Raw genomic sequence first — 23,536 nt, forward strand, 5'->3', positions numbered from 1 at the left:
GATGGCGGCGCGCAGCAGCCAGGTTTTCATCATGCCGCCTTGAGGCGCGCCAGCGGGCGCTCGTTGATCGGCAGGTTGACCAGGCCCGCCATCACGCCCAGCGCAATCGCGATGCCCCACACCATGTTGTAGTTGCCCTGCACCGAGTATAGATAGCCGCCCAGCCACACGCCAAGGAAGCTGCCCAACTGGTGCGAGAAGAACACCATCCCGGCCAGCATCGACATATGCTGCACGCCAAACACGCCGGCGATGATGCCGTTGGTGAGCGGCACCGTCGACAGCCATAACACGCCCATCGCCGCCGCGAACAGGTACACCGACAGCGGCATCAATGGCGCCAGCAGGAACAGCGCGATCACTGCCGCCCGCGCGAAGTAGATCATCGACAGCAGGTAGCGCTTGGGGAAGCGCCCACCCAGCTTGCCCGCGTAGTACGAGCCGAAGATGTTGAACAAGCCGATCAGCGCCAGCGCCAGCACGGCGACGTTGGGATTGGCGATGCCTTTGTCCTTCAGGTACGCCGGCATGTGCACGCCAATGAACACCAGCTGGAAGCCGCACACGAAATACCCGGCCACCAGCAGCAGGAAGGAGCGGTTGCCCAGCGCCTCGCTGGCCGCCTCGCGGATGCTCTGCTGCGCGCCGTGCGTGTGCGTCACCGCCGGCTCGCGCAGGTAGAAGGACATCGGCACCATCAGCGCCACCACCAGCGCGCCCAGGATGTAGAAGGCGTTCTGCCAGCCGACGGCGGAAATCAGCTGCTGCTCGATCGGCATCAGCATGAACTGGCCGAACGAGCTGGCCGCGCCGGAGATGCCGAACGCCCACGAGCGCTTTTCCGGCGGCGCCACGCGGCCAATGATGCCGCTCACCGCGCCGAACGCGGTGCAGGCCAGACCGAAGCCGACGAACAGGCCGGTGCCCAGCACGAACCACATGGGATCTTTGACCAGCGCCATCCAGAACAGGCCCGCCGCGTAGCTGACGGCACCCACCAGCACCACGCGCATGGTGCCGAAGCGGTCCGCCGCCATGCCAGCGAACGGGCCGAGCGCACCCCACATCAGGTTTTGCATGGCTTGCGCCAGCGAGTAGGTTTCGCGGGTCCAGCCGTTGGCCTGGGAAATCGGCTGCATCCAGAAGCCGAAGCCATGGCGCACGCCCATCGCCAGCGTCAGCACGACGCCGGTGGCGAGCAGCACGGTTTTCAAGGAAGGTGCGCGGTCTGCGACGAACATGATGTGGTCCCCGTTGTTAAAAGCTTATCGGGGCATTGTAACCAGTTCGCGCCGGCCGCGCTTGCGGCCTTAGGCGTCGGCCGGGTAGCGCAGGCCGATCTGGGCGCGGATCTCGTCCAGGGTGCCCATCAGCGCCAGCGTTTCGGCATGCGGCATCACCGGGCTTTCGATCAAGCCCGCGCGCAGGCAGCGGCCCACTTCCTGCGCTTCGTGCGTGTAGCCGTTGCCGGACTTCGGCAGGTTCAGCGTACGCTCGTTGCGCGCGGCGCCATCCACCAGCGTGACGGTGAGGGTGTCGGTGTTGTGGAAGCGGTCGTGCAGGCGCACGTAGCCCTTTTCGCCGGAGATCACCAGTTCGGTCGGCGTGCGCGAACGCAGGCTGCAGGCGCAGGACGAGACGCCGCCGCCTTCGTGCGTCAGCGTGAAGGCGGTCTGCATGTCGACGCCGGTGGCGGCCATTTCGGCCTGCGCCTTCACGCCGGTCACCGCGCCGAGGAAGAACGACGACATCGACAGCGGATAGATGCCCAGGTCCAGCAGCGCGCCGCCGCCCAGCTCCGGCGCGAACAGGCGGTGTTCCGGGCCGGCGTCCGAGGTAAAGCCGAAATCGGCCGAGACGTTGGCCGGCTTGCCGATCTCGCCGCTGTCCACGATGCGCTTGGCCTCGACGATGGCCGGCATGAAGCGCGTCCACATCGCCTCCATGACAAACAGCTTTTTGGCGCGTGCGAGGTTGATGATGTCCTCGGCCTGGCGGCGGTTCATGGTGAACGACTTCTCCACCAGCACCGCCTTGCCGCCGTTGAGGCACATCAGCGCGTTCTCGTGGTGCATCGGGTGCGGCGTGCCGATGTAGATCACGTCCACGTCCGGATCGTCGGCCAGCGCCTGGTAGCTGCCGTGAAAACGCTCGGCGCCGTACTCCAGGCCGAAGCTGGTAGCGCTATCTACGGAGCGCGAAGCAACGGCCGCCAGTTTGGCGTCCGGCGTGTCCTGCAAGGCGGTGGCGAAGGCCTTGGCGATCTTGCCCGTGCCCAGAATACCCCAGCGAATTACCTGCGTCATGGCGTACACTTTCTGCCGCGTCGGCGGCGTGTTGGTTGATGTCGAAAAGGCTATTTTACTGCGGCCACGCGCTTGGGGCGGAACACCGTTGCGTCGGCGTAGAAGGCCGCGTCCTGCTGCGGCCACCAGCCCGGCACGCCCAGCGCCTGCATCGGCGTGAAGCCGGCGGTGCTCAGGCCCTCCTCGGCCAGTTGCCGCGCCACGCGCTCGTCGATCCATGCGCGGCGCGCGCTGTCGTCCAGCGTGAAGAATTCCTCGTCCGCCAGCACGATGCGGGTGTGGGCGGTGATGGCCTTGCGCGGCGCCACCAGCTTTTCCATCAGCGCGTGGCCGAATAGCCAGACCTGCGCCTCCACGCCCCACTGGGCGCGACGCGCGACAAACGCCTCATGCCAGCGGTGCTCGCGCAGCGCATCCATCAGCGCCTGGCCGGCCGCGTTGTCGCGCACCACCAGCAGCGCGGCGTTTTCATCGAAGATGGTGGCGGCGTCGCGCGCCGGGCCGCGCGACTTGCCCACGCCATCCCGGGCGATCTGCGCGGCCTGCAGGGCGTTGAGCTGGACTTTGATGCGCGGGAAGGTCAGCCATACCAGGCCGTTGAAGAAGTCGTGCAAGTTGTCGCGCGTCGGCACGCAGCCGGTGGCGCCGATGTGCTCCTCGTAGGCCGTGCCCTCCGGCAGAGCTTCCTGCGGCACGAAGGACACCGGCAGGCCAAGGTGATTGCGCAGGCCCAGCGCGGCCGCCTGCTGGCTGAAGCCATCACGGAAGTGGGTGTCTGCGGACAAGCGGCCGGCCGCGTCGCGTACCGATTCGTACCAGGGACGCGACCAGTCGATTGTGTCCCGCACTGCTTACACCATTTTCCAGTTGATAGTTTCGCCGGCGTTGAGCGGCACCACGGTCTGGTCGGCCAGTGGCAGGGCTTCCGGCAGCGTCCACTGCTCGCGCTTCAGCGTGATGGTCTCCTGGTTGACCGGCAGGCCGTAGAAGGCCGGGCCATTCAGGCTGGCGAAGGCTTCCAGCTTGTCCAGCGCGCCGGCGCGCTCGAAGGCTTCGGTGTACAGCTCCATCGCATGCAGCGCGGTGTAGCAGCCGGCGCAGCCGCAGGCGGCTTCCTTGGCGCCCTTGGCGTGCGGCGCCGAGTCGGTGCCGAGGAAGAAGCGCTCGTCGCCGCTGGTGGCCGCCGTCACCAGCGCCAGGCGGTGCTCTTCGCGCTTCAGCACCGGCAGGCAGTAGTAGTGCGGACGGATGCCACCCTTGAAGATGTCGTTGCGGTTGTACAGCAGGTGGTGCGCGGTGATGGTGGCGGCGATCGGGCCTTCGGCTTCCGCCACGTACTGGGCGGCGTGCTTGGTGGTGATGTGTTCAAACACGATGTTCAGCGCCGGGAAATCACGGCGCAACGGACGCATCACGCGCTCGATGAACACCGCCTCGCGGTCGAACAGGTCGATGTCCTGGTCGGTCACTTCGCCGTGCACCAGGAATGGCATGCCCACTTCCTGCATCTTCTCCAGCACCTTGTAGCAGTTGGCCAGATCGGTCACGCCGGCGTCCGAGTTGGTGGTGGCGCCGGCCGGGTACAGCTTGACCGCGTGGACGATGCCGCTGTCCATGGCACGCACGATTTCGTCCGGCTGGGTGTTGTTGGTGAGGTAGAGCGTCATCAGCGGCTCGAAGCGCATGCCCTCCGGCAGCGCGGCCAGGATACGCTCGCGGTAGGCGACAGCGGCCGCCGTGGTGGTCACCGGCGGTTTCAGATTTGGCATCACGATGGCGCGGGCGAACTGGCGGGCGCTATGCGGCAACACGCTGGCCAGCGTGGCGCCGTCGCGCAGGTGCAGGTGCCAGTCGTCTGGACGGGTGATGGTGATGCTGTCGGGAGTGGTTGCGAGATCGGACATGGCGGCGTGCTTTCAGGCTATCAAATGCGAATAGGCGACATTTTACCTCGTTGCGCCAGCCGCCTGACAGTGCGTACGTATTCACCGCCGCCAGCCGTGCCCCGGTTACCATCACCGGCAAGCGCAATCATGCTGTGCTGGTATCGGCGTGCCCGGCATGCGGGAATCCATCATTGCCGCGCGCGCGCAAGCACTGGCAGACAGCAGCAAGGAATTGAGCTGGTGAGCTGGCAGCTGCTATATTCGCGCCAGGCGCAAAAGGTACGAAGTCTTCCCTGACGAAAAAACCGTCCGCATCCTGCGTATGTGGAGGAGCTATGATTAATCAGTGAATGATACGCGCCAGGAAATCGCGCGCGCGCTCGGTGCGCGGGGCCTGGAAGAACTCGTCCTTGGACGCGTCCTCCAGGATCGCGCCCTGGTCCATGAACACCACCCGGTTGGCCACCTTGCGGGCGAAGCCCATTTCGTGCGTCACCACCATCATGGTCATGCCCTCCTGCGCCAGGCCGACCATCACATCCAGCACCTCGTTGATCATCTCCGGGTCCAGCGCCGAGGTCGGCTCGTCGAACAGCATGGCGATCGGGTCCATGGCCAGCGCGCGGGCGATCGCCACCCGCTGCTGCTGCCCGCCCGACAACTGGCCGGGGAATTTGTCCTGCTGCGCCAGCAGGCCGACCCGGTCCAGATACTGCAAACCGCGCGCGGTGGCCTCGTCCACGCCACGGCCCAGCACCTTGATCTGGCCCAACGTCAGGTTGTCGCGCACCGATAAATGCGGGAACAGCTCAAAGTTCTGAAACACCATGCCGATCCGCGCCCGCAGGGCCGGCAGATCGGTGCCCCTGGCGCCGACCGAGGTGCCATCGACGATGATTTCCCCCTGCTGAAACGGTTCCAGCCCGTTGACGGTCTTGATCAGGGTCGACTTGCCGGAGCCGGACGGCCCGCAAATCACCATCACATCGCCCTTGCTGACACGGGTGCTGCAATCCTTCAACACCTGGAATTGGCCATACCACTTGCTGATGTTTTTGATTTCGATCATAAGAAAATAGATTATTCGGTCTGGCACGGCGCGCGGCGCCCACGCGCTTGACAGCGTCCCTGCCCACAAGGATACTGCGGAACTTGCCAATAGTTTCAGCAGCCGGCGCACCTTCCAACCGGCTGTCGCCACGCCAGGAAGAACGCAGTGGCCGCCAACCTGCCCGCTGTGCAGGCCAAGAAGAGACACTACCACAGGAAACCCAACAATATGAACAAACAAAGCCGATTGACCACGTACATCCTGATTGGACTGGCGCTAGGCATCATCACCGGCTATTTCGCCCACGATAACCTGGCCAACCCAACCGGCTTTGCCGACACCATGGCGCTGATCACCACGCTGTTCCTGCGCCTGATCAAAATGATTATCGCACCGCTGGTGTTCTCCACGCTGGTGTGCGGCATCGCCAAGATGGGCGACGCCAGCGCCGTCGGCCGCGTCGGCATCAAGACGCTGGGCTGGTTCTTCATCGCCTCGGTCATGTCGCTGACGCTGGGCCTGATTCTGGTCAACATCTTCCGTCCGGGCGACGCGCTGCTGGGCCACATGGCCGCCACCGCCGCCAAGGCCGACCTGGCCACCTCCAGCCTGACGCTGAAGGACTTCGTCACCCACCTGGTGCCGGCCTCCATCGTCGACGGTATGGCCAAGAATGAAATCCTGCAGATCGTGATCTTCTCGCTGTTCTTCGGCTCGGCGGCGGCCGCGGTCGGCCCCAAGGCCAACGCGCTGATCGAAGCGCTGGACGGCGTGGCCCACGTGATGCTGAAAGTCACCGGCTACGTCATGCAGTTCGCGCCGTTCGCGGTGTTTGCGGCGGTGGCCGGCACCATCGCCAAAAGCGGCCTGGGCGTGCTGCAGACCTACGGCGTGTTCATGGCCGAGTTCTACTTCGGCATCGCGCTGCTGTGGGCGCTGCTGATCTTCATCGGCTTCCTGTTCCTCAAGCGCCGCATCTTCGACCTGATGAAGGAAATGCGCAGCCCGGCGCTGCTGGCGTTCTCGACCGCGTCGAGCGAGGCAGCCTACCCGAAAACGCTGGAAGGCCTCGAGCGCTTTGGCGTGCGCAACCGCATCGCCTCGTTCGTGCTGCCGATCGGCTACTCGTTCAACCTGGACGGCTCGATGATGTACTGCACCTTCGCCACCGTGTTCATCGCCCAGGCCTACGGCATCGAGATGTCGCTGGGCCAGCAGATGACCATGATGGCGGTGCTGATGCTGACCTCGAAAGGCATGGCCGGCGTGCCGCGCGCGTCGCTGGTGGTGATTGCCGCCACGCTGGGCCAGTTCAACATTCCGGAAGCCGGCATGCTGCTGCTGCTGGGCATCGACCACTTCCTCGACATGGCGCGCTCGGCCACCAACGTCATCGGCAACGGCATCGCCACCGCCGTGGTCGCCAAGTGGGAAGGCGAGATGGACACGCCGAAAGCTGCTACATAACACCGCCAGTCAAGCCCGTCGTTCCGGCGCAAGCCGGACCCCATAGAACGCACGCATGACATGACACATGCTGCGTATGGATTCCGGCCTGCGCCGGAATGACCGGGTAAACGCCAACGTAACAGGATCGCGCCTGCAAGCGGCCTTTTTCATTACAGCCAGGTGCGCTTGCCCTCCGGCCTGGCCCCCATCTCCCGCAACCGGCGGCGCAGACGAGCGTTGTCAATCAGCGTACAAATCAGTGTCAACAACAAGATGATGTTGACCGCATCGCTCCCAAAGAATCGGAAAAATAGTGCTGCGCCACCAGCACAAATCACTCCGGTAAGCAGTAGCATTAACCCATCTTTCATTGGTTCCTCCGCGTATAGCTCAGGATGGTGCATCAGGCGCCCGCAAACGTTCGGCCGGTTGCCGCGGCAATGCCACCCATCACAGCCCCTGCGTAATAAAGGGCTCATGGCGACGTCGTGGCCCAGGCTTCTGCGGTAAAAGATGTCATTGAAGCGTAGTCCGTGCGCACATGATGCGCCTTGAGGCAGCGCACAGCAAGCAAGCGCAGCCATTACGCGGAATCGTTGGTCTGAAGGTTCAGACGACGCTGTCCTCTTCCTCAGCCTTGGCCTGCTGGCGCTCCCACATCTGCGCGTACAGGCCGTTGGCGGCCAGCAGCGATTGATGGGTGCCGCGTTCGACGATGCGGCCATGATCCAGCACGATGATCTGCTGCGCATCGGCCACGGTGGACAGGCGGTGGGCGATCACCATCGTCGTGCGGGTGCGCGAGATTTCCTTCAACTGCGCCTGAATCGCCTGCTCCGCCTTGGAGTCCAGCGCCGACGTGGCTTCGTCGAAGATCAGGATGGCGGGATTCTTCAGCAGCGTGCGCGCAATCGCCACGCGCTGCTTTTCGCCGCCGGACAGCTTCAGGCCGCGCTCACCGACCATGCTCTTGTACCCATCCGGCAGGCTGTCGATGAAGTCGTGGATCGACGCGGCGCGCGCGGCGGCCACGATCTCGTCGTGCGAGGCGCCCGGCTTGCCGTAGGCGATGTTGTATTCGATGGTGTCGTTGAACAGCACCGTATCCTGCGGCACGATGCCGATGGCGTGGCGCACCGAGTCCTGCGTCAGCGAGCGCAGGTCCTGGCCGTCGATGGTAATGCTGCCGCTGTTGACTTCATAGAAGCGGAACAGCAAACGCGACAAGGTCGACTTGCCGGAACCGCTGTGGCCCACCACCGCTGTCGTGGTGCCCGGCGCGATGGTGAAGTCGACGTCGAACAGGATCTGGCGCTTGGGATCGTAGCTGAAGTCAACGTGGTTGAAGCGCACCTGCGCGCCATGCGTGACCAGCGGCCTGGCGTCCGGCGCGTCGGCGATTTCGCGGTTCTGGTCCAGCAGCGAGAACAGCTTCTCCATGTCCGCCAGGCTTTGCTTGATTTCGCGGTAGATCACGCCGAGGAAGTTCAGCGGAATGTACAGCTGGATCATGAAGGAGTTGACCAGCACCAGATCGCCCAGCGTCATCTTGCCGTCGATGACGCCCACCGTGGCGCGCCACAGGATCAGCGTCACCGCAATGGCGATGATCATCGACTGGCCGGTGTTCAGCAGCGACAGCGACGTTTGCGACTTGACCGCCGCGCTCTCGTAGTTCTGCAAGCCCTCGTCGTAGCGGCGCGCCTCGTACTCCTCGTTGCCGAAGTACTTCACCGTTTCGTAGTTGATCAGCGAGTCGATGGCCTTGGTGTTGGCCTTCGAGTCCATCTCGTTCATGGTGCGGCGGAAGTGCGTGCGCCAGTTGGTGATGATCACCGTGAAGGTAATGTACGACACCAGCGCCACAAAGGTGATCACCGAGAACCAGATGTCGTAATGCGTGACCAGATAGCCCAGCACCAGCGTAATCTCCACCAGCGTCGGCAGGATGTTAAACAGCGTGTACGAGATCAGCGAGCCGACGGCGCGCGTGCCGCGTTCGATATCGCGCGTCATGCCGCCGGTCTGGCGGTTCAGGTGGAAACGCAGCGACAGCGCGTGCAGGTGGCGGAACACCTTCAGCGCGATGGTGCGCACGGCGCGCTGCGTCACGCGCGCGAACAGGAATTCACGCAGCTCGGTGAACACGGTGGTCGACACGCGCAGCACGCCATACGCCACCAGCGCGCCGAGCGGCAGCACCAGCAAGGCTTGCGGATGGGACGGCGTGATGGTCAGCGAATCGATCAGCTTTTTCATCACCACCGGCACGCCGACGTTGGCCAGCTTGGCGCCGACCAGGCAGCCCAGCGCCAGCGCCACGCGCCATTTGTAGACCCACAAATACGGCAGCAGGGTGCGGAGGGTGGAGAAATCGCTGCGGGACGAAGCGGGCGTGCTGGCGGGAGCTGGCGGGGATTCGGAATAACGGCGCATGGTGGATAATAGCGTTTTTATGTTTCAATCTTGTTTATTGTAGCCCCTGAAGAGATTTTAAGATGACCACGTCCCCAACGCCCTCCCCTATCGCCGTCACCACCGTCAATCGTGGCCTGCCAGCCGGGAAGATGCCGGAACTGCGGATGATGCCGGCGCCGTCCGACGCCAACGTCTACGGCGACGTGTTCGGCGGCTGGATCATGGCCCAGGTGGACATTGCCGGCTCGCTGCCGGCCACCCGTCGCGCCAATGGCCGTGTGGCCACCATCGCGGTGAACTCGTTCGTGTTCAAGAATCCGGTGTTCGTGGGCGACCTGCTGTCGTTCTATGCTGATATTGTCAAGGTTGGCAATACGTCCATTACGGTACAGGTGGAGGTGTACGCCGAGCGCAACCGCCTGCAGGCCGACACCGTGAAAGTGACCGAGGCCACGCTGACCTACGTGGCGACGGACTCCAACCGCAAGCCGCGCAAGGTGCCGCCTATCGAAACGCTGATCCAGCAGTAAGCGTGATAGCCTGCGCTGCATGGATGAACAACGCCGCATCTTTCTCGGCGCCTTGGCCGCGCTTGGCACCTTTCAACCCGAACAGCCAAAAGGGGTCGGACCCCTTGCGGCGTATCCGTTCTCGCTAGGCGTGGCTTCGGGCTCGCCGCTGCCCAACGCGGTGGTGATCTGGACTCGCGTTTTGCAACACCCCCTCGATGCGACGACGACGCCGCCGCTGGCCTTCAGCGTGCGCTGGGAGATGGCGGAGGACGACAACTTCCGCCGCATCGTTGCCAAGGGCACGGCCAGCGCGCCGCCCGAACTGGCGCACAGCGTACACGTCGACGTCACCGGCTTGCGGCCGGATCGCTGGTACTGGTATCGCTTCATGCTGGGCGACGCCGTCAGCCCGGTCGGCCGCACCCGCACCGCACCCGCCGCCGATGCCATGCCGTCCACGCTGAAGCTGGCCGTGGCGTCCTGCCAGCACTGGGAATTCGGCACCTATGCGGCGCACCGCCACATCGCCGCCGCCGCGCCGGACCTGGTGGCCTTCCTGGGCGATTACATTTATGAGTGGGGGCCGTACCAGCTGCAGCATCCGAAAAGCGCGGTACGCGTCTCCGAGTGCTTCACGCTGGCCGACTACCGCGCGCGCTATGCCCAGTACAAAACCGACCCGCAACTGCAGGCCGCGCACCACGCCGCGCCGTGGATCGTCACCTGGGATGACCACGAGGTGGCCAACGATTACGGCAACGACCGTGATGAGCGTCTCAATCCGCGCTTCATCGAACGCCGCGCGGCCGCGTACCAGGCCTTCTACGAGCACATGCCGCTTCGGCTGTCCTCGACGCCGACAGACTTCGCTCACCTGCGCATCTTCCAGCGCTACGACTGGGGCAGGCTGGCGCGCTTCCACGTGCTGGACGACCGCCAATACCGCGCCTACCACGCCTGTCCGCCGAAGGGACGCGGCGGTTCCAGCTCGGTAACGCCGCGCGACTGCCCGGCGCTGCTGGACCGCGGCCGCAGCATGCTGGGCAAGGAGCAGGAACAATGGCTGGCGCAGGGACTGAGCGCTTCGCCGGCGCGCTGGAACATCCTCGCCCAGCAGACGCTGATGGCGCAGAACAGCCAAGTGCCTGTCGTGAAGGAGGGCGACGGCCGCTTCTGGACCGATGGCTGGGATGGTTATCCGGTGGCGCGCCAGCGCCTGATGGACACGCTCTACACCAGCCGGGCCAGCAATCCGCTGGTGCTGTCGGGGGATGTGCACAGCTTCTTTGCCGGCGAGCTGGCGCGCAATCCATCGCGCCCGCGCAGTGCCGGCAATCCGCTGGTGGCGACGGAGTTCTGCGGCACGTCGGTGACGTCGCCGTCACGCCCGCAGGCGCGCACGGAGGAATATGTGAGGATGAATCACGCCATCAAGTATGGCCGCAGCGACAAGCGTGGCTACATGCTGCTGACCATCACGCCGGCCGACACCACCGCCCACTTTCTGGCGCTGGACGATGTGCACAACAGCGCCAGCGCCATCGCCCGCGCCGCCGGCTTCGTGGTCCGCAATGGCCAGCCGGGCCTGCGCAAAACCTGACCCGCCGGGACCCATGCTGAGCTAAATACGGAGACGTTCTATGGGTCCCGGCCTGCGCCGGGACGACGGGGGTCAGGCGGCGGCTTTTTCGTCGCGCAGCTGGCGGCGCAGGATCTTGCCGACGTTGGTCTTCGGCAGCTCGTCGCGGAACTCGATGTACTTCGGCTTCTTGTAGGCGGTCAGCTCGTGCTTGCAGTAGTCGAGAATCTGCTCGGCGGTCAGGTTGGGATCCTTGCGCACCACGAACAGCTTCACCGCCTCGCCCGAGTTCTTGTCCGGCACCCCGATGCACGCCACTTCCAGCACGCCAGGATGCGACGCCACCACCTCTTCCACCTCGTTCGGATAGACGTTGAAGCCGGAGACGATGATCATGTCCTTCTTGCGGTCGACAATCTTGGTGTAGCCGTCTTCGTTCATCACGCCCACGTCGCCGGTCTTGAAGAAGCCGTCGGCCGTCATCGACTTGGCGGTTTCCTCGGGGCGGTTCCAGTAGCCGGCCATCACCTGCGGACCACGAATCGCGATCTCGCCGGTCGAGCCGATCGGCAGCGGCTTGCCATCGTCGTCCAGGATCGCCACCTCGGTCGATGGAATCGGCAGGCCGATGGTGCCGGTGAATTCCTTGATGTCGATGCGGTTGGCGGTGGCCACCGGCGACGTCTCGGACAGGCCATAGCCCTCGATGATCGGCGTGCCGGTCACCTTCAGCCAGCGCTCGGCCACGCCCTTCTGCACCGCCATGCCGCCGCCGTTGCACAGCTTGTAGGACGAGAAGTCCAGCTTGGCGAAGTCGGCGTTGTTCAGCAGCGCGTTGTACAGCGTGTTCACGGCCGGCAGCACCGTCACCTTGTACTTGGCCAGCTCCTTGACGAAGCCAGGGATGTCGCGCGGATTCGGAATCAGCAGGCTCAGGCCGCCGGTGCGGATGCTCATGAAGGCGCTGACCGTCAGCGAATAGATGTGATACAGCGGCAGCGCGGCCACAAACACCATCGGCTCGCCGCCGGCCTTCATCTGCAGCCACGCCTCGTTTTGCAGCACGTTGGCGATGATATTCCGGTGCAGCAGGATGGCGCCCTTGGACACGCCGGTGGTCCCCCCGGTGTACTGCAGGAAGGCGATATCGTCATGCCCCTGCTTGGCCGGCTGCAGCGTCTTGCCCGCGCCTTCCGCCAGCACCTGCTTGAACGACACCGATCCCGGCAGCGAAAACGCCGGCACCATCTTCTTCACATTGCGCACCACGAAGTTGACGATAAAGCCCTTCAGCCCGCCCAGCATATCGCCCATGCTGGCCACCACCACGTGCTTGACGGAAGTCTGCGCCACCACCTGCTGCACCGTGGTGGCAAAGTTTTCCAGCACGAAGATGGCTTCGGCACCGGAGTCGGTCAGCTGGTGCTGCAGCTCGCGCGGCGTGTACAGCGGATTGACGTTGACCACGGTGTAGCCGGCGCGCAGGATGCCGGCCATGATCACCGGATACTGCAGCACGTTTGGCAGCATGACCGCCACGCGCGCGCCCGGCTGCAGGCCTTTCGACTGCAGCCACGCGCCCACTTGCTGCGACAGGTGATCCAGCTCGCCGTAGGTCAGGAATTTGTCCATGCACACGAAGGCATTGCGGTCCGCGTACTTGCGGAACGATTCCTCCATCAGGTGTGTCACCGAGCGGAACTGGGTGGGGTCGATCTCCGCCGGTACGCCTTCCGGGTACGACTTGAGCCAAATCTTTTCCATCTTTATGCTGCCTTCTTCTTCTCGCCGGGTGGTTCGTCGCGCAACATGCGGCGCAGAATTTTCCCGACATTGGTTTTTGGGAGCTCCTCGCGGAACTCAATGTATTTCGGCTTTTTATAGCCGGTCAGTTGTTCTTTGCAGTAGGCCATCAGCGCCTCCTGCGTCAGGTTCGGGTCCTTGCGGACCACGAAGATTTTCACCGCCTCGCCGGAATGCTCGTCCGGCACGCCGATCGCGGCGCACTCCAGCACGCCCGGATGGGCGGCGATCACGCCTTCCAGCTCGTTCGGATAGACGTTGAAGCCCGACACCAGGATCATATCCTTCTTGCGGTCGACAATTTTAACGAAGCCGCGCTCATCCATCACGCCGACGTCGCCGGATTTGAAGAAACCCTCCGGCGTCATCACCTTGGCGGTTTCGTCTGGCCGGTTCCAGTAGCCGGCCATCACCTGCGGGCCGCGGATAGCGATCTCGCCCGGCGTGCCCAGCGGCACTTCCTTGCCGTCGTCATCCAGGATGGCGATGTCGGTCGACGGCACCGGCAGGCCGATGGTGCCGGTGAACGCCGTGCTGTCGGCGCGGTTGCAGGTGGCCACCGGCGAGGTCTCGGACAAGCCGTAACCCTCGATGATGGACACACCGGTCACCTTCAGCCAGCGGTCGTTGACGGACTGCTGCACCGCCATGCCGCCGCCGTTGCAGATCTTGAGCGCCGAGAAATCCAGGTGGGCGAAATCCGGATGGTTCAGCAGCGCGTTGTACAGCGTGTTCACCGCCGGGAACATGTTGAACTTGTACTTGGCCAGCTCCTTGACGAAGCCGCCGATGTCGCGCGGATTCGGAATCAGGATGTTCAGCGCGCCCACCCGCATGCCCCACATCGCGCACGCCGTCAGCGCGAAGATATGGTACAGCGGCAGCGCGCAGACGATGGTCGTCTGCGCGCTGGAATCGCCCAGCGCCGGCTGCGACCACGCCTCGCTCTGCAGCAGGTTGGCGACGATGTTCTGGTGCGTCAGCGTCGCGCCCTTGGACACGCCGGTGGTGCCGCCGGTGTACTGCAAGAACGCCGGATCGTTGTACTGCCGCTCGACCGGCGTCAGCTTCATGCCGCCGCCCTGCGACAGCGCGTCCTTGAAGCGCACCGCGTTCGGCAGCGAAAACGCCGGCACCAGCTTCTTCACATTGCGCACCACAAAATTGACCAGCATGCCCTTCAGGCTGCCGAGCATCTCGCCCATGCTGGCCACGACGATGTGCTTGACCTGGGTCCGCCCCAGCACCTGCTCCAGCGTGGTGGCAAAGTTCTCCAGGATGATGATGGCCTCGGCGCCGGCATCGTTCAGCTGGTGCTCCAGCTCGCGCGGCGTGTACAGCGGATTGACGTTGACCACCGTGTAGCCGGCGCGCAGGATGGCCGCGATCGCGATCGGATACTGCAGCACGTTCGGCATCATGATGGCCACCCGCGCCCCCGGCTTCAGGCCGCGGCTTTGCAGCCACGCGCCCAGACGCTTCGAGTACGCGTCGATTTCGGCATAGGTGAGGAACTTGTCCATGCAGACGTAAGCGTTGCGGTCGGCATACTTGTGGAAAGCTTCTTCCAGCAACTGCACCAGCGAACGGTACTGACCCGTATCGACCTCGGTCTGCATGCCCGGCGGATACGATTTCAACCAGATTTTCTCCATCCTGTGCCTCTGTCTCGAATAATTATCGTTGTAAGGGGAGCTTGCTGATGATGCGATGCTATCGGGCACCAAGCCCGTACGCAAGCGCATTTAACCATAATTAGAACGGAGGTTCTAACGGCTTTTCATGACGCGGCGCAACATCAATGCGCGCCTTCGGCGCCGGCGGAACCATCCTTGGTGCCCTCCGCGTTGAGCATCGCCGGGCGGCCCAAGACGTCCAACTGCTGGCGGCGTTGAACTACATCAAGAGTCGCTATCTTTTGCACCGCAGCATAGAAACGCACGAACGTTCGTTCCTGCTTTAGCAACGCCCGGAAGGCCGGTAGATAATCGTGGTACGTCCCCACGGCGGACAGGTGGGCGTTGGTCAGCGGCTCGGCAAACCAGCGGTCGTAGCCGGCGTAGCCGCCCCAGCTTTCCTTCAGCTTCAGATAGTCGGATTTGAGATGGGCGAAGATGCGCGCCTTCTCGGCGCGCTTGTGGCGGGTGCTGGTCTTGCTGGCGTACAGGTCGGCCAGCATTTTGCGGTGGCGCACCAGCAGCGCCAGGAAGTCCTGCCGCCGCGCGTTGTAGCGGGCATAGGCCTCGCGCATCGGATCGGTGCCATACAGCTCCAGCCAGCGCGCCACGCCGGCCTCCTCCACCGCGGTGGCGAAGCTCTCGTTGAATTGCGTATCGCCCGGCACGTACACCACCTGGTGCGCCAGCTCGTGGAACACCATGCGCGCCAGCTCGGCGTCGGAATAGTTGATGAAGGTGGACAGCAGCGGATCGCTGAACCAGCCCAGCGTGGAATACGCCGGCACGCCGCCCACCTGCACGTCGTTGCCCTCCTTGCGCAGTTCGTCGGCGTAGGCCAGCGCATCGTCCTTGCTGTAGTAGCCGCGATAGCTGACGCAGCCCGCGATCGGGAAGCACCACTGGATCGGCCGCAGCGACAGCTCCGGCGTCGCCACCACGTTCCACAGCACGAAGGGGCGCGACAAGGCGGCGTAATTTTTGTAGCTGGCGTTGTCCGGCAGGCCCAGTTCCCTGACCGCGAACTTGCGGATCAACAGCGCCTTTTCCAGGCGCGCCTTGAGCTGCGGATCGGTGGACGGATCACCGAGCCAGTCGTCGATCGGACGCGCGTCCGACCACAGCGCATACTGGCCTTGCGCGGCCTGCATGTAGTACTTGAATTGCGCGCAGCCGGCCAGCATCGCGGCGGCGCACGCCGGCACCAGCCAGTACCTGGCGCGGAGCATTCGGCGTGCAATATTGCGCATACATTACCTTCAAGCGGCGACTCTCTCGACTTGAACCAGTGTATCGTAAAACGTCGGCGCGCGGCCCATATCTGTCAACTGTTGGCTGGTAACCTCATTGGCGTTTTTGCCATCCGTGGCGAGCTTTTTCCACCACACTGACAAGCCGACAACGAGACCCGCGCGCGCCTTGTCCGTCACGCGCGCCTTGGCCACAAAGGAGCCGCGGTCATTGAAGATGCGGACCATGTCGCCGTGCGCGATGCCGCGCGCCGCGCTGTCGTCGGGATGGATGTCCAGATGCGGCTCGCCCTCCGTCGCACGCAGGCTCTTGACGTTGACGAAGGTGGAGTTGAGGAAGTTGCGCGCCGGCGGAGAAATCATCGCCAGCGGATAGCGCGCCGCCAGCGCCGGATTGCTGGCCGCCGATTCATACGGCGGCACGTAGGCCGGCAGCGGATCGAGTCCGTCCTTGGCCATCTTCGCGGAATAGAACTCGCACTTGCCGGACGGCGTGGCGAAGCCGCCCTGCGCGAACGGCGCGGCCGGCATGTTCAGTCTCTGCCAGCCCTGGCGCTTCAAGGCGTCCCAGTCGAAACCGACCGCGCGCGCATCCTGCGCGTTGAAGGCGATGGACGCCAGCTGGTCGTCCGTCTCCTTGAAGCAGTCGTCGTCAAAGCCCATGCGCGCCGCCAGCAGGCGGAAGATTTCGGTGTTCGGCTTGGCCTCGCCGATCGGCGCGATGGCGGGGTTATTCGCCATCATGTACAGGTGGCCGTAGGAGGTGTGGGCGTCGAGGTGCTCCAGCTGCGTGGTGGCCGGCAGCACGATGTCGGCGTAATCCGCGGTGTCGGTCTGGAAGTGCTCCAGCACCACCGTGAACAAATCCTCGCGCAGGAAGCCGCGCATCACCTTGTCCGAATCCGGCGCCACCGCCACCGGATTCGAGTTGTAGACGATGACCGCCTCCACCGCCGGCCCGAACGCCGGCGACGCCGGCCGCAGCAGGTCGTCGCCGATGGTGCTCATGTTGATGGTGCGCGGGATCTTCTTCAGCAAATCGGTGCGCTGCAGCCTGGCCTTGTTGGTCGGGAAGGAGCCGCTGGCCGACAGCTGCACGCCGCCGGCCGGATGGCGCCACGCGCCCACCAGCGCCGGCAGGCAGGCGATATTCCGCACCGCCATGCCGCCGCCATGCACGCGCTGCACGCCATAGTTGGTGCGGATCGCCACTGGCTCGCCGGTTTTGGCCATGCCGCCGTACAGGCGCGCCAGCTCCACCACTTCGGCGACCGTGATGCCGCAGGTGGCCGCCGTGCGTTCCGGCGTCCATTCGGCGGCGCGTTCCTTCAACTGATCGAAGCCCAGCGTGTACCGCGCGATGTAGTCGTGGTCCAGCAGGTCTTCGGCGATCAGCACATGCATCATGCCCAGCGCCAGCGCCGAGTCGGTGCCGGGCAGCAGGGCGATGTGCTGGTGGCACTTCTCGGCCGTCAGCGAGCGGTAGGGATCGATGGCGATCAGCTTCGCGCCATTGCGCTTGGCTTCCTGCGCGCGCATCCAGAAGTGCAGGTTGGAGGCGATCGGATTGCCGCCCCAGATGATCAGCAGCTTGGCGCTCTGGAACTGCTCCATGTCGGTGCCGACCGAGCTGCCGATGGTGTACTTGTAGCCGGTGGCGCCGGCCATCGCGCAGATGGTGCGGTCCAGCAGCGAGGCGCCGATCTTGTTGAAGAAGCGCGACGACATCGACTCGCCCTGGATCAGTCCCATGGTGCCGCAATAGCTGTAGGGCAGGATGGCTTCCGGCGCGCGCGCGGCGATCGGCTTCAGGCGCGCGGCGATGGTGTCCAGCGCCTCGTCCCAGCTGATGCGCTGGAACTTGCCCTCGCCTTTTTTGCCGACGCGCTTGAGCGGGTACAGCAAGCGGTCTTCGTGGTAGGTGCGCTCGGTATAGCGCGACACTTTGGTGCACAGCACGCCGGCCGTGGTCGGGTGGTCGGGATCGCCCTTGACCGCGGTGGCGACGCCGTCTTCCACCGTCACCAGCAGGGCGCAGGTGTCGGGGCAGTCGAGCGGGCAGGCTGCGCGGACTTGTGTGGTAGTCATGAAAAAATCCAGGGAAGCATATGCGTAAAACGGTATCGTAAACCATTGCGCCCGCTCTGGCTTTAGTCGGCTGACAAGGGCTACAATGGCTGTTCTCGATGCTTAAAAAGCAAGCGACCCGAATTATTGGAGAAGCAGCATGAAACTGGTAGATCCCATCATTGCATTTCAATCCGAAATTCAAGCGATACGGCGCGACCTGCACGCCCATCCGGAACTCTGCTACGAAGAACAACGCACGTCCGAGGTGGTGGCCGCCAAGCTCACCGAATGGGGCATCCCGGTGATACGCGGCCTGGGCGTGACCGGCGTGGTCGGCATCATCCGGAACGGCACCTCGGCGCGCGCCATCGGCCTGCGCGCCGACATGGACGCGCTGCCGATGCAGGAAGTGAACACCTTCCCGCACGCCTCGCGCCATCCCGGCAAGATGCACGCCTGCGGCCATGACGGCCACACCGCCATGCTGCTGGGCGCGGCCAAACACCTGGCCGACAACCGCAATTTCGACGGAACGGTTTACCTCATTTTCCAGCCGGCGGAAGAAGGCGGCGCCGGCGCCCGGCGCATGATCGACGATGGCCTGTTCGAGCAATGCCCGATGGACGCCATCTACGGCATGCACAACTGGCCCGGCATCCCGTCCGGCCACATGAGCGTCACGCCCGGCCCGCAAATGGCCTCCAGTAACGAGTTCTATCTGACGGTGAAGGGCAAGGGCGGCCACGCCGCGCAGCCGCACAAGTGCATCGACCCGGTCATCATCGGCATGCAGATCGCGCAGGCGTGGCAGACCATCGTCAGCCGCCGCACCAATCCGATCGACACCGCCGTGCTGTCGCTGACGCAGTTCCACGCCGGTACCGCCACCAACGTCATTCCCGACGAGGCCAAGCTGGCCGGCACGGTGCGCACGCTGTCCGCCAAGGTGCTGGACGCGATCGAAAAGCAGATGGAAGAAGTGGCCGTCAACACTGCCGCCGCGTTTGGCGCTGAAGTGGAATTCCGCTTCCGCCGCAACTACCCGCCGCTGGTCAACGATCCGGAAGCGACGCGCTTCGCGGTGGAGGTGATGAAGTCGGTGGTGGGCGCCGACAAGGTCGATGACAACACCGAGCCGTCGATGGCGGCCGAGGACTTCGCCTACTTCCTGCAGGCCAAGCCGGGCTGCTACATCTTCATCGGCAATGGCGAGGGCGACCACCGCGACGGCGGCCATGGCCTCGGCCCCTGCGTGCTGCACAACGGCAGCTACGACTTCAACGACAACCTGCTGCCGGTCGGCGCCAGCTTCTGGGTCAAGCTGACCGAGGCCAGCCTGCCCAAGGCGGCCTGAGTCAGCCTAGCTGGTCGGGGCCGGTGCCAACGCGCTGGCCCGGATTCAGCTGCTCCAGGCCGATCAGCGCGGCCGCGTGATCGGCTTGCGGGATGGTTTTGGACAGCGTCAGGTAGCGCGCCGTCACCAGTTCCGTCAGCGGCAGCACCACGCCAGCCGCCTCGGCCGCCGCCAGGATGTTGCGCTGGTCCTTCAACTGCGTGCTGATCTTGCCGCCGGCGACAAAATTCCGGTCCAGCATGCGCTGGCCGTGCACCTCTAAAATCTTCGACTCGGCAAACCCGCCGCGGATGGCGGCGCGCATTGCCGCCGGGTCGGCGCCGGCCGCCTGCGCCAGCAGCATGGCCTCCGCGACAATATTGATCGTTGCACCAACAATCAGCTGATTGCACAGCTTGGCCACCTGCCCGGCGCCGGCCGGGCCGACCAGCGTGGCGCGGCCCATGGCGGACAGCAGCGGTTCGGCCTCGGCAAAATCCTCGGCGCCGCCGCCGGCCATGATGGCCAGTGTGCCGGCCGCCGCGCCGCCCACGCCGCCGGACACCGGGGCGTCGATGAAGCGGCAGCCGCGCGCCGTCAGCCGCGCATGGACGGCTTGCGCTTCGGCCTGCTGCGTCGAGCTCATGTCGATCCACAGTGTATTGGGCGCCAGCGCCGGCAGCGCCGCCGCCAGCACCTGTTGCACCGTCGGGCCGGCCTCCAGCATGGAGATGATGACCTGCGCGCCACGCACCGCCTCTTGCACATCCGGCACGGCGCGCGCGCCAGCGCCGGCCAGCGCTTCCGCCTTGGCGTGGGTGCGATTCCAGACCGTGACCGCATGGCCGGCCGCCAGCAGGCGCCGCGCCATCGGATCCCCCATCAAGCCTATGCCTAAAAAGCTAATTTGCGTCGACAATGCCGCTCCTGAATATTTTCCCGAACCCCGGTACAATCACGGGTTAGCCGTATAACAAACCTGAGATACAGCATTCAACATTCCAAGGATACTATGTTCGCTAAAAAAATGATGGCGGTTGCAGCCGCCCTGGTCGTTGCGCAAAGCGCGTTCGCCGATGACAAACTGGTTGATTCCGTGTCGGTCGACGTGGGCACCGGCTCCAAAGTCCAAATGGTCCGCTTCAGCGCCGCCAAAGACTGGGACACCAAGTGGTTCCAGTCGAACGGCACCAACCTGAGCGGCTACTGGGAAGCCAGCACCGGCATCTGGCGCGAAAACGCTTACATGAACCAGCCTGGCGTCGAGCACAAGCTGTGGGACATCGGTTTCACCCCAGTGTTCCGCTTCCAGAACGACAACAAAAAAGGCATCTACTACGAAGGCGGCATCGGCGTGCACATGCTGTCCAAGCTGTACAACAACGACGACAACCGCCTGTCGACCCACTTCCAGTTCGGCGACCACCTGGGCGTTGGCTATGTGTTCGACAACAAGTGGGAAGTTGCCGCCCGCGTGCAGCACTTCTCGAACGGCGGCTACAAGAAGCCGAATTCGGGCGTGAACTTCTTCGAACTGCGCGCCGCGTACCACTTCTGATCCGCCGCCCTCCCCGCGCCAGCGGGGGCCCGTGCTGAGCTAGCGTGCCTACACGTTAGTCTCAGCCACTATCCGCCAGTCCTTCCCCTCCTTGGCCCAATATTGCCGCTTGCGCACCGCGTGACGGAATTTGCCGATCACAATCTGCTGGGTGAAATTGCTGACAATAACTTCTTCCTGGCTAGGCTGGCGGAAATAGCTCGTCTCGCTGATCGTCACGCTGATCTTTTTCGCCCCCGGCAGATAGCGGTTCTTGTCCAGCCAGGCATCGATCCTGTCATCCCCCGCTGAGCGGAACTTCGGCGAATACAACGCTTTCAGGCTCACATCATCGCGGTTTTCCACGTCGCGACGCCAGGTTTCCACCAGCGCCGCAGCTTGCTGCAAGTCCTTTTCCACCTGCTCCTTACTGACGAACTCCACTTGATCGCCGATCAGGATCGGCGTTTTGCCGATCTCCACCGTACGAGTGATGACGTTCAGGTCATCGTTGCTGACCACCACGCAGCCATCGGTCGACAAGGGCGGGCGGCTGAACGTCTCCGGCGGCGTGCCATGCACCCAGATGCCCGAGCCGCTACGGCCATTGATCTTGTCCCAGTCGTTCGGGTAATCCAGCGGCAGCGCGCCCTTGCCGTACATGTCCGGCAACTTAACACCCGGCAAGCGGCCGATCAGGTAATACACGCCCACCGGCGTGCGCATATCGCCTTCCTTCAGCTTGTTGATGCCCAGCTTGCCCTGGCTGACATAGAAGTCCTGCACCAGCCGCAGGCCATCGTTGCGGTTCTCGTAGAGGTAGAGGCGCGAATGGCGCGCGTCGACGATGAGCGCATGGCGCTGGTCCTTGCGCATCTGCAGCAGCGCACGCGGCAGCAATGTGGGCGCCGGGCGCGAGGCCTGCAAGCGCACCGCCGCCTCGCGCCGCAAATCAGCCAGTCGCGAATCGGCCCCTGCCGGCGCCGCCGCGCCCAACGCCGCCACGGGCCGCGTGTGCATCAGCAGGATGTCGCCCCGCACCAGATGTCCCAGGCGGAAACTCGGATAGGCTTCCACCAGGGCATCCGCCTTGCGCTGCGCCGCATCGAGATCGTGATGGGCAAGGTCCTGGTAGATTTCGTTGAGGCGCTGTTCCGGGTTGAGGTTACGCGCGGCTGGCGTAAGGCCCGGCTTTTTTGCGGCATGGCCGAACGCCCCTGCCGAGAGGCTGAGCAGTAGCAGGCTCAGGCCGGCAATAAAACGCGCTTTCAATTGGATATTTCCTGCTTGATCTGCCATTTGCCGCCATTCTTGACCATCACCAGCGTTTTGCGGCTGCGCGCCGTCAGGCGGTCCGACTCGTAGGTCTGGCGGAAGGTGACCCTGGCGGTGCTGCCGTTCACCGTGACCTCTGGGGACGCCACCTCCACCTGGATGCGTCCCTTGCCCTCGATGCGGGCGCGGCGCTCTTCTGCCCAAGCCTTGCGGCTCAAGCCCTTGGGCGGCTCGAACTGCGGGCCGTAGTAGGCCAGATAAGAGTCGACATTCTGTGCGGCCCAAGCCTTGGCCCAGGCATGAACTTGCGCCAGCACGGCATCACGCTCGGAAGTGTCCGGCTTCGGAGCCGGCGCAGGCTTGAGCGGTGCGGCGGCCACCGCCACTGGTGCCGGGGGCGTCGGTGCAGGGGCCGAGACGGGCATTTGCGCCGGGACGGCCTTTGGTGTCGCGGCCGCCAGGACAGGTGCCGGTGCCGCGGGCGCGACCTTGACTGGCGTGGGGACCGGTAGCGGCGCAGGCGTCGGCGCCGCAGCAATCTTCGCCGTGGCAGGCGCAGGAAGCGGCGCGGGAGCCGGCTTGGCGATCACGGGGGCCGGAGCTGGAGCCGGCGCCGCGGCAGCCGTCATTGGGGGCGCCGACACCGTGGGGCCGGTACTGGTCGAGAAAGAGCGCAGCATGGTCAATCGGGACTTGCCCGGCGGCGGCGTGGCGGTGCCCAATGCCAAAGCCTTGTCATAAGCCTGGCTGGCCATCTTGCCGTAAATATCGCCCAGGTTCTCGTAGGCCGTCTGATAACTTGGATTGGTGCGGATCGCTTTTTCCAGCGCCACGCGCGCCTTGTCATACTGGCCATTGGCAGCATACAACACCGCCAGATTGTTATAGGGCTCCGGTAAGTCTTTGTAATCCTCGGTCAGCTTGGTGAAGACGGCGATCGCCTCTTCCGACTTGTTCTGCTCAGACAACAACACCCCTTTCATGAAGCGCATTTGCGCGTCGGCGGGATGCTTGCTCAGGTACTCATTGGTTTTGGCGAGGGCGTCAGCGACTTTGCCGGCCTTGGCCAGCTTGCTGACATCAGCAAACTCGTCGGCTAGGGCAGGTGCCCAGGCCATCAATGCCAATGTAAAGTACAGCGTTCTTTGGGCTGCGAATTTCATTGAAATGTGATGCTCAGGCGGTGAAAGTCGAGATGGTACACCTTTCTTTCCACAGGTCAAAACTCGCAAAATCTATCTGTTGCGCCAAACGCAAAAAAGCCCGCTCAGGCTTTACCTGAACGGGCTTTTTCTAAATAACTAGCTTGACGATAACCTACTTTCACACTGGTTGCAGCACTATCATCGGCGTAGAGTCGTTTCACGGTCCTGTTCGGGATGGGAAGGGGT

The 23,536-nt window shown here is 64.1% G+C and carries 19 protein-coding genes; 5 read left to right on the top strand and 14 right to left on the bottom strand.

Annotated features, from left to right (window positions below; all coding sequences use genetic code 11):
- Window positions 1-29: 29 nt before the first annotated feature.
- The 5 genes from FHW58_RS22645 to FHW58_RS22665 all read right to left on the bottom strand — a co-directional run bounded on the left by FHW58_RS22645 (window position 30) and on the right by FHW58_RS22665 (window position 5,261).
- Window positions 30-1,241 carry an MFS transporter gene (locus FHW58_RS22645; protein ID WP_179675441.1) on the bottom strand — a complete coding sequence of 404 codons (1,212 nt, stop codon included), beginning with the start codon at window positions 1,239-1,241 and terminating at the stop codon, window positions 30-32.
- Window positions 1,242-1,310: 69 nt separating this feature from the next.
- Window positions 1,311-2,306, bottom strand: a complete 996-nt coding sequence (locus FHW58_RS22650) for a Gfo/Idh/MocA family protein (protein ID WP_179675442.1) — start codon at window positions 2,304-2,306, stop codon at window positions 1,311-1,313.
- Window positions 2,307-2,356: 50 nt separating this feature from the next.
- On the bottom strand, window positions 2,357-3,154 hold the full coding sequence (locus FHW58_RS22655) for a DUF3025 domain-containing protein (protein WP_179675443.1): 798 nt from the start codon (window positions 3,152-3,154) through the stop codon (window positions 2,357-2,359).
- A 3-nt stretch (window positions 3,155-3,157) separates the two neighbouring features.
- A complete protein-coding gene (gene pyrC, locus FHW58_RS22660; RefSeq protein WP_179675444.1) occupies window positions 3,158-4,210 on the bottom strand; it encodes a dihydroorotase in 1,053 nt (350 codons plus the stop codon).
- Window positions 4,211-4,535: 325 nt separating this feature from the next.
- The gene (locus FHW58_RS22665; protein WP_179675445.1) at window positions 4,536-5,261 is read right to left on the bottom strand and encodes an amino acid ABC transporter ATP-binding protein; all 726 of its coding nucleotides are present in this window, start codon (window positions 5,259-5,261) and stop codon (window positions 4,536-4,538) included.
- Between the two features lie 210 nt (window positions 5,262-5,471).
- Between FHW58_RS22665 and FHW58_RS22670 the strand changes: the two genes are divergently transcribed.
- Window positions 5,472-6,710, top strand: coding sequence for a dicarboxylate/amino acid:cation symporter (locus FHW58_RS22670; protein WP_179675446.1), 1,239 nt, complete (start codon window positions 5,472-5,474; stop codon window positions 6,708-6,710).
- A gap of 152 nt (window positions 6,711-6,862) precedes the next feature.
- Here FHW58_RS22670 and FHW58_RS22675 read toward each other — a convergent pair whose 3' ends face one another.
- Together FHW58_RS22675 and FHW58_RS22680 are read right to left on the bottom strand one after the other, a co-directional pair.
- The gene (locus tag FHW58_RS22675; protein WP_229265456.1) at window positions 6,863-7,048 is read right to left on the bottom strand and encodes a hypothetical protein; all 186 of its coding nucleotides are present in this window, start codon (window positions 7,046-7,048) and stop codon (window positions 6,863-6,865) included.
- A gap of 253 nt (window positions 7,049-7,301) precedes the next feature.
- Window positions 7,302-9,128, bottom strand: a complete 1,827-nt coding sequence (locus FHW58_RS22680) for an ABC transporter ATP-binding protein/permease (protein WP_179675448.1) — start codon at window positions 9,126-9,128, stop codon at window positions 7,302-7,304.
- A gap of 62 nt (window positions 9,129-9,190) precedes the next feature.
- Here FHW58_RS22680 and FHW58_RS22685 point away from each other — a divergent pair, with 62 nt between their 5' ends.
- Window positions 9,191-9,640 carry an acyl-CoA thioesterase gene (locus FHW58_RS22685; protein WP_179675449.1) on the top strand — a complete coding sequence of 150 codons (450 nt, stop codon included), beginning with the start codon at window positions 9,191-9,193 and terminating at the stop codon, window positions 9,638-9,640.
- A gap of 19 nt (window positions 9,641-9,659) precedes the next feature.
- On the top strand, window positions 9,660-11,222 hold the full coding sequence (locus FHW58_RS22690; protein ID WP_179675450.1) for an alkaline phosphatase: 1,563 nt from the start codon (window positions 9,660-9,662) through the stop codon (window positions 11,220-11,222).
- A 72-nt stretch (window positions 11,223-11,294) separates the two neighbouring features.
- Here FHW58_RS22690 and FHW58_RS22695 read toward each other — a convergent pair whose 3' ends face one another.
- The 4 genes from FHW58_RS22695 to FHW58_RS22710 all read right to left on the bottom strand — a co-directional run bounded on the left by FHW58_RS22695 (window position 11,295) and on the right by FHW58_RS22710 (window position 18,018).
- Window positions 11,295-12,965, bottom strand: a complete 1,671-nt coding sequence (locus FHW58_RS22695; protein ID WP_179675451.1) for a long-chain fatty acid--CoA ligase — start codon at window positions 12,963-12,965, stop codon at window positions 11,295-11,297.
- Between the two features lie 2 nt (window positions 12,966-12,967).
- The gene (locus FHW58_RS22700; protein WP_179675452.1) at window positions 12,968-14,659 is read right to left on the bottom strand and encodes a long-chain-fatty-acid--CoA ligase; all 1,692 of its coding nucleotides are present in this window, start codon (window positions 14,657-14,659) and stop codon (window positions 12,968-12,970) included.
- Between the two features lie 143 nt (window positions 14,660-14,802).
- Window positions 14,803-15,909, bottom strand: coding sequence for an aminopeptidase (locus tag FHW58_RS22705; RefSeq protein WP_229265457.1), 1,107 nt, complete (start codon window positions 15,907-15,909; stop codon window positions 14,803-14,805).
- A 30-nt stretch (window positions 15,910-15,939) separates the two neighbouring features.
- Window positions 15,940-18,018: a molybdopterin-dependent oxidoreductase gene (locus tag FHW58_RS22710; protein WP_179675454.1), complete on the bottom strand. Its 2,079-nt coding sequence runs from the start codon at window positions 18,016-18,018 to the stop codon at window positions 15,940-15,942.
- Between the two features lie 139 nt (window positions 18,019-18,157).
- Between FHW58_RS22710 and FHW58_RS22715 the strand changes: the two genes are divergently transcribed.
- Window positions 18,158-19,354, top strand: a complete 1,197-nt coding sequence (locus tag FHW58_RS22715; RefSeq protein ID WP_179675455.1) for a M20 aminoacylase family protein — start codon at window positions 18,158-18,160, stop codon at window positions 19,352-19,354.
- 1 nt (window position 19,355) lies between these two features.
- Here the strand turns inward: FHW58_RS22715 and FHW58_RS22720 are convergent, their stop codons facing one another.
- Window positions 19,356-20,252: an NAD(P)-dependent oxidoreductase gene (locus FHW58_RS22720; RefSeq protein ID WP_255484693.1), complete on the bottom strand. Its 897-nt coding sequence runs from the start codon at window positions 20,250-20,252 to the stop codon at window positions 19,356-19,358.
- A 93-nt stretch (window positions 20,253-20,345) separates the two neighbouring features.
- Here FHW58_RS22720 and FHW58_RS22725 point away from each other — a divergent pair, with 93 nt between their 5' ends.
- Window positions 20,346-20,891 carry an acyloxyacyl hydrolase gene (locus FHW58_RS22725; protein ID WP_179675456.1) on the top strand — a complete coding sequence of 182 codons (546 nt, stop codon included), beginning with the start codon at window positions 20,346-20,348 and terminating at the stop codon, window positions 20,889-20,891.
- A gap of 48 nt (window positions 20,892-20,939) precedes the next feature.
- Here FHW58_RS22725 and FHW58_RS22730 read toward each other — a convergent pair whose 3' ends face one another.
- Both FHW58_RS22730 and FHW58_RS22735 read right to left on the bottom strand, forming a co-directional pair.
- Window positions 20,940-22,169, bottom strand: coding sequence for a murein L,D-transpeptidase family protein (locus tag FHW58_RS22730; RefSeq protein ID WP_179675457.1), 1,230 nt, complete (start codon window positions 22,167-22,169; stop codon window positions 20,940-20,942).
- Window positions 22,139-23,308, bottom strand: coding sequence for a nuclear transport factor 2 family protein (locus FHW58_RS22735; protein ID WP_179675458.1), 1,170 nt, complete (start codon window positions 23,306-23,308; stop codon window positions 22,139-22,141). Before FHW58_RS22735 ends, FHW58_RS22730 begins: the two co-directional genes overlap by 31 nt.
- Between the last annotated feature and the right edge of the window lie 228 nt (window positions 23,309-23,536).

This window comes from Duganella sp. 1224, from assembly GCF_013408245.1.
In the GTDB taxonomy this organism is placed as follows: domain Bacteria; phylum Pseudomonadota; class Gammaproteobacteria; order Burkholderiales; family Burkholderiaceae_D; genus Rugamonas.

Coding starts and splice junctions, on each gene's coding strand:
- FHW58_RS22650 (WP_179675442.1), bottom strand. CDS start 2,306: ATGACGCAGGTAATTCGCTGGGGTATTCTGGGCACGGGCAAGATCGCC.
- FHW58_RS22735 (WP_179675458.1), bottom strand. CDS start 23,308: ATGAAATTCGCAGCCCAAAGAACGCTGTACTTTACATTGGCATTGATG.
- FHW58_RS22680 (WP_179675448.1), bottom strand. CDS start 9,128: ATGCGCCGTTATTCCGAATCCCCGCCAGCTCCCGCCAGCACGCCCGCT.
- FHW58_RS22715 (WP_179675455.1), top strand. CDS start 18,158: ATGAAACTGGTAGATCCCATCATTGCATTTCAATCCGAAATTCAAGCG.
- FHW58_RS22690 (WP_179675450.1), top strand. CDS start 9,660: ATGGATGAACAACGCCGCATCTTTCTCGGCGCCTTGGCCGCGCTTGGC.
- FHW58_RS22645 (WP_179675441.1), bottom strand. CDS start 1,241: ATGTTCGTCGCAGACCGCGCACCTTCCTTGAAAACCGTGCTGCTCGCC.
- FHW58_RS22695 (WP_179675451.1), bottom strand. CDS start 12,965: ATGGAAAAGATTTGGCTCAAGTCGTACCCGGAAGGCGTACCGGCGGAG.
- FHW58_RS22700 (WP_179675452.1), bottom strand. CDS start 14,659: ATGGAGAAAATCTGGTTGAAATCGTATCCGCCGGGCATGCAGACCGAG.
- FHW58_RS22705 (WP_229265457.1), bottom strand. CDS start 15,909: ATGCTCCGCGCCAGGTACTGGCTGGTGCCGGCGTGCGCCGCCGCGATG.
- FHW58_RS22710 (WP_179675454.1), bottom strand. CDS start 18,018: ATGACTACCACACAAGTCCGCGCAGCCTGCCCGCTCGACTGCCCCGAC.
- pyrC (WP_179675444.1), bottom strand. CDS start 4,210: ATGTCCGATCTCGCAACCACTCCCGACAGCATCACCATCACCCGTCCA.
- FHW58_RS22685 (WP_179675449.1), top strand. CDS start 9,191: ATGACCACGTCCCCAACGCCCTCCCCTATCGCCGTCACCACCGTCAAT.
- FHW58_RS22730 (WP_179675457.1), bottom strand. CDS start 22,169: ATGGCAGATCAAGCAGGAAATATCCAATTGAAAGCGCGTTTTATTGCC.
- FHW58_RS22670 (WP_179675446.1), top strand. CDS start 5,472: ATGAACAAACAAAGCCGATTGACCACGTACATCCTGATTGGACTGGCG.
- FHW58_RS22675 (WP_229265456.1), bottom strand. CDS start 7,048: ATGCTACTGCTTACCGGAGTGATTTGTGCTGGTGGCGCAGCACTATTT.
- FHW58_RS22725 (WP_179675456.1), top strand. CDS start 20,346: ATGTTCGCTAAAAAAATGATGGCGGTTGCAGCCGCCCTGGTCGTTGCG.
- FHW58_RS22665 (WP_179675445.1), bottom strand. CDS start 5,261: ATGATCGAAATCAAAAACATCAGCAAGTGGTATGGCCAATTCCAGGTG.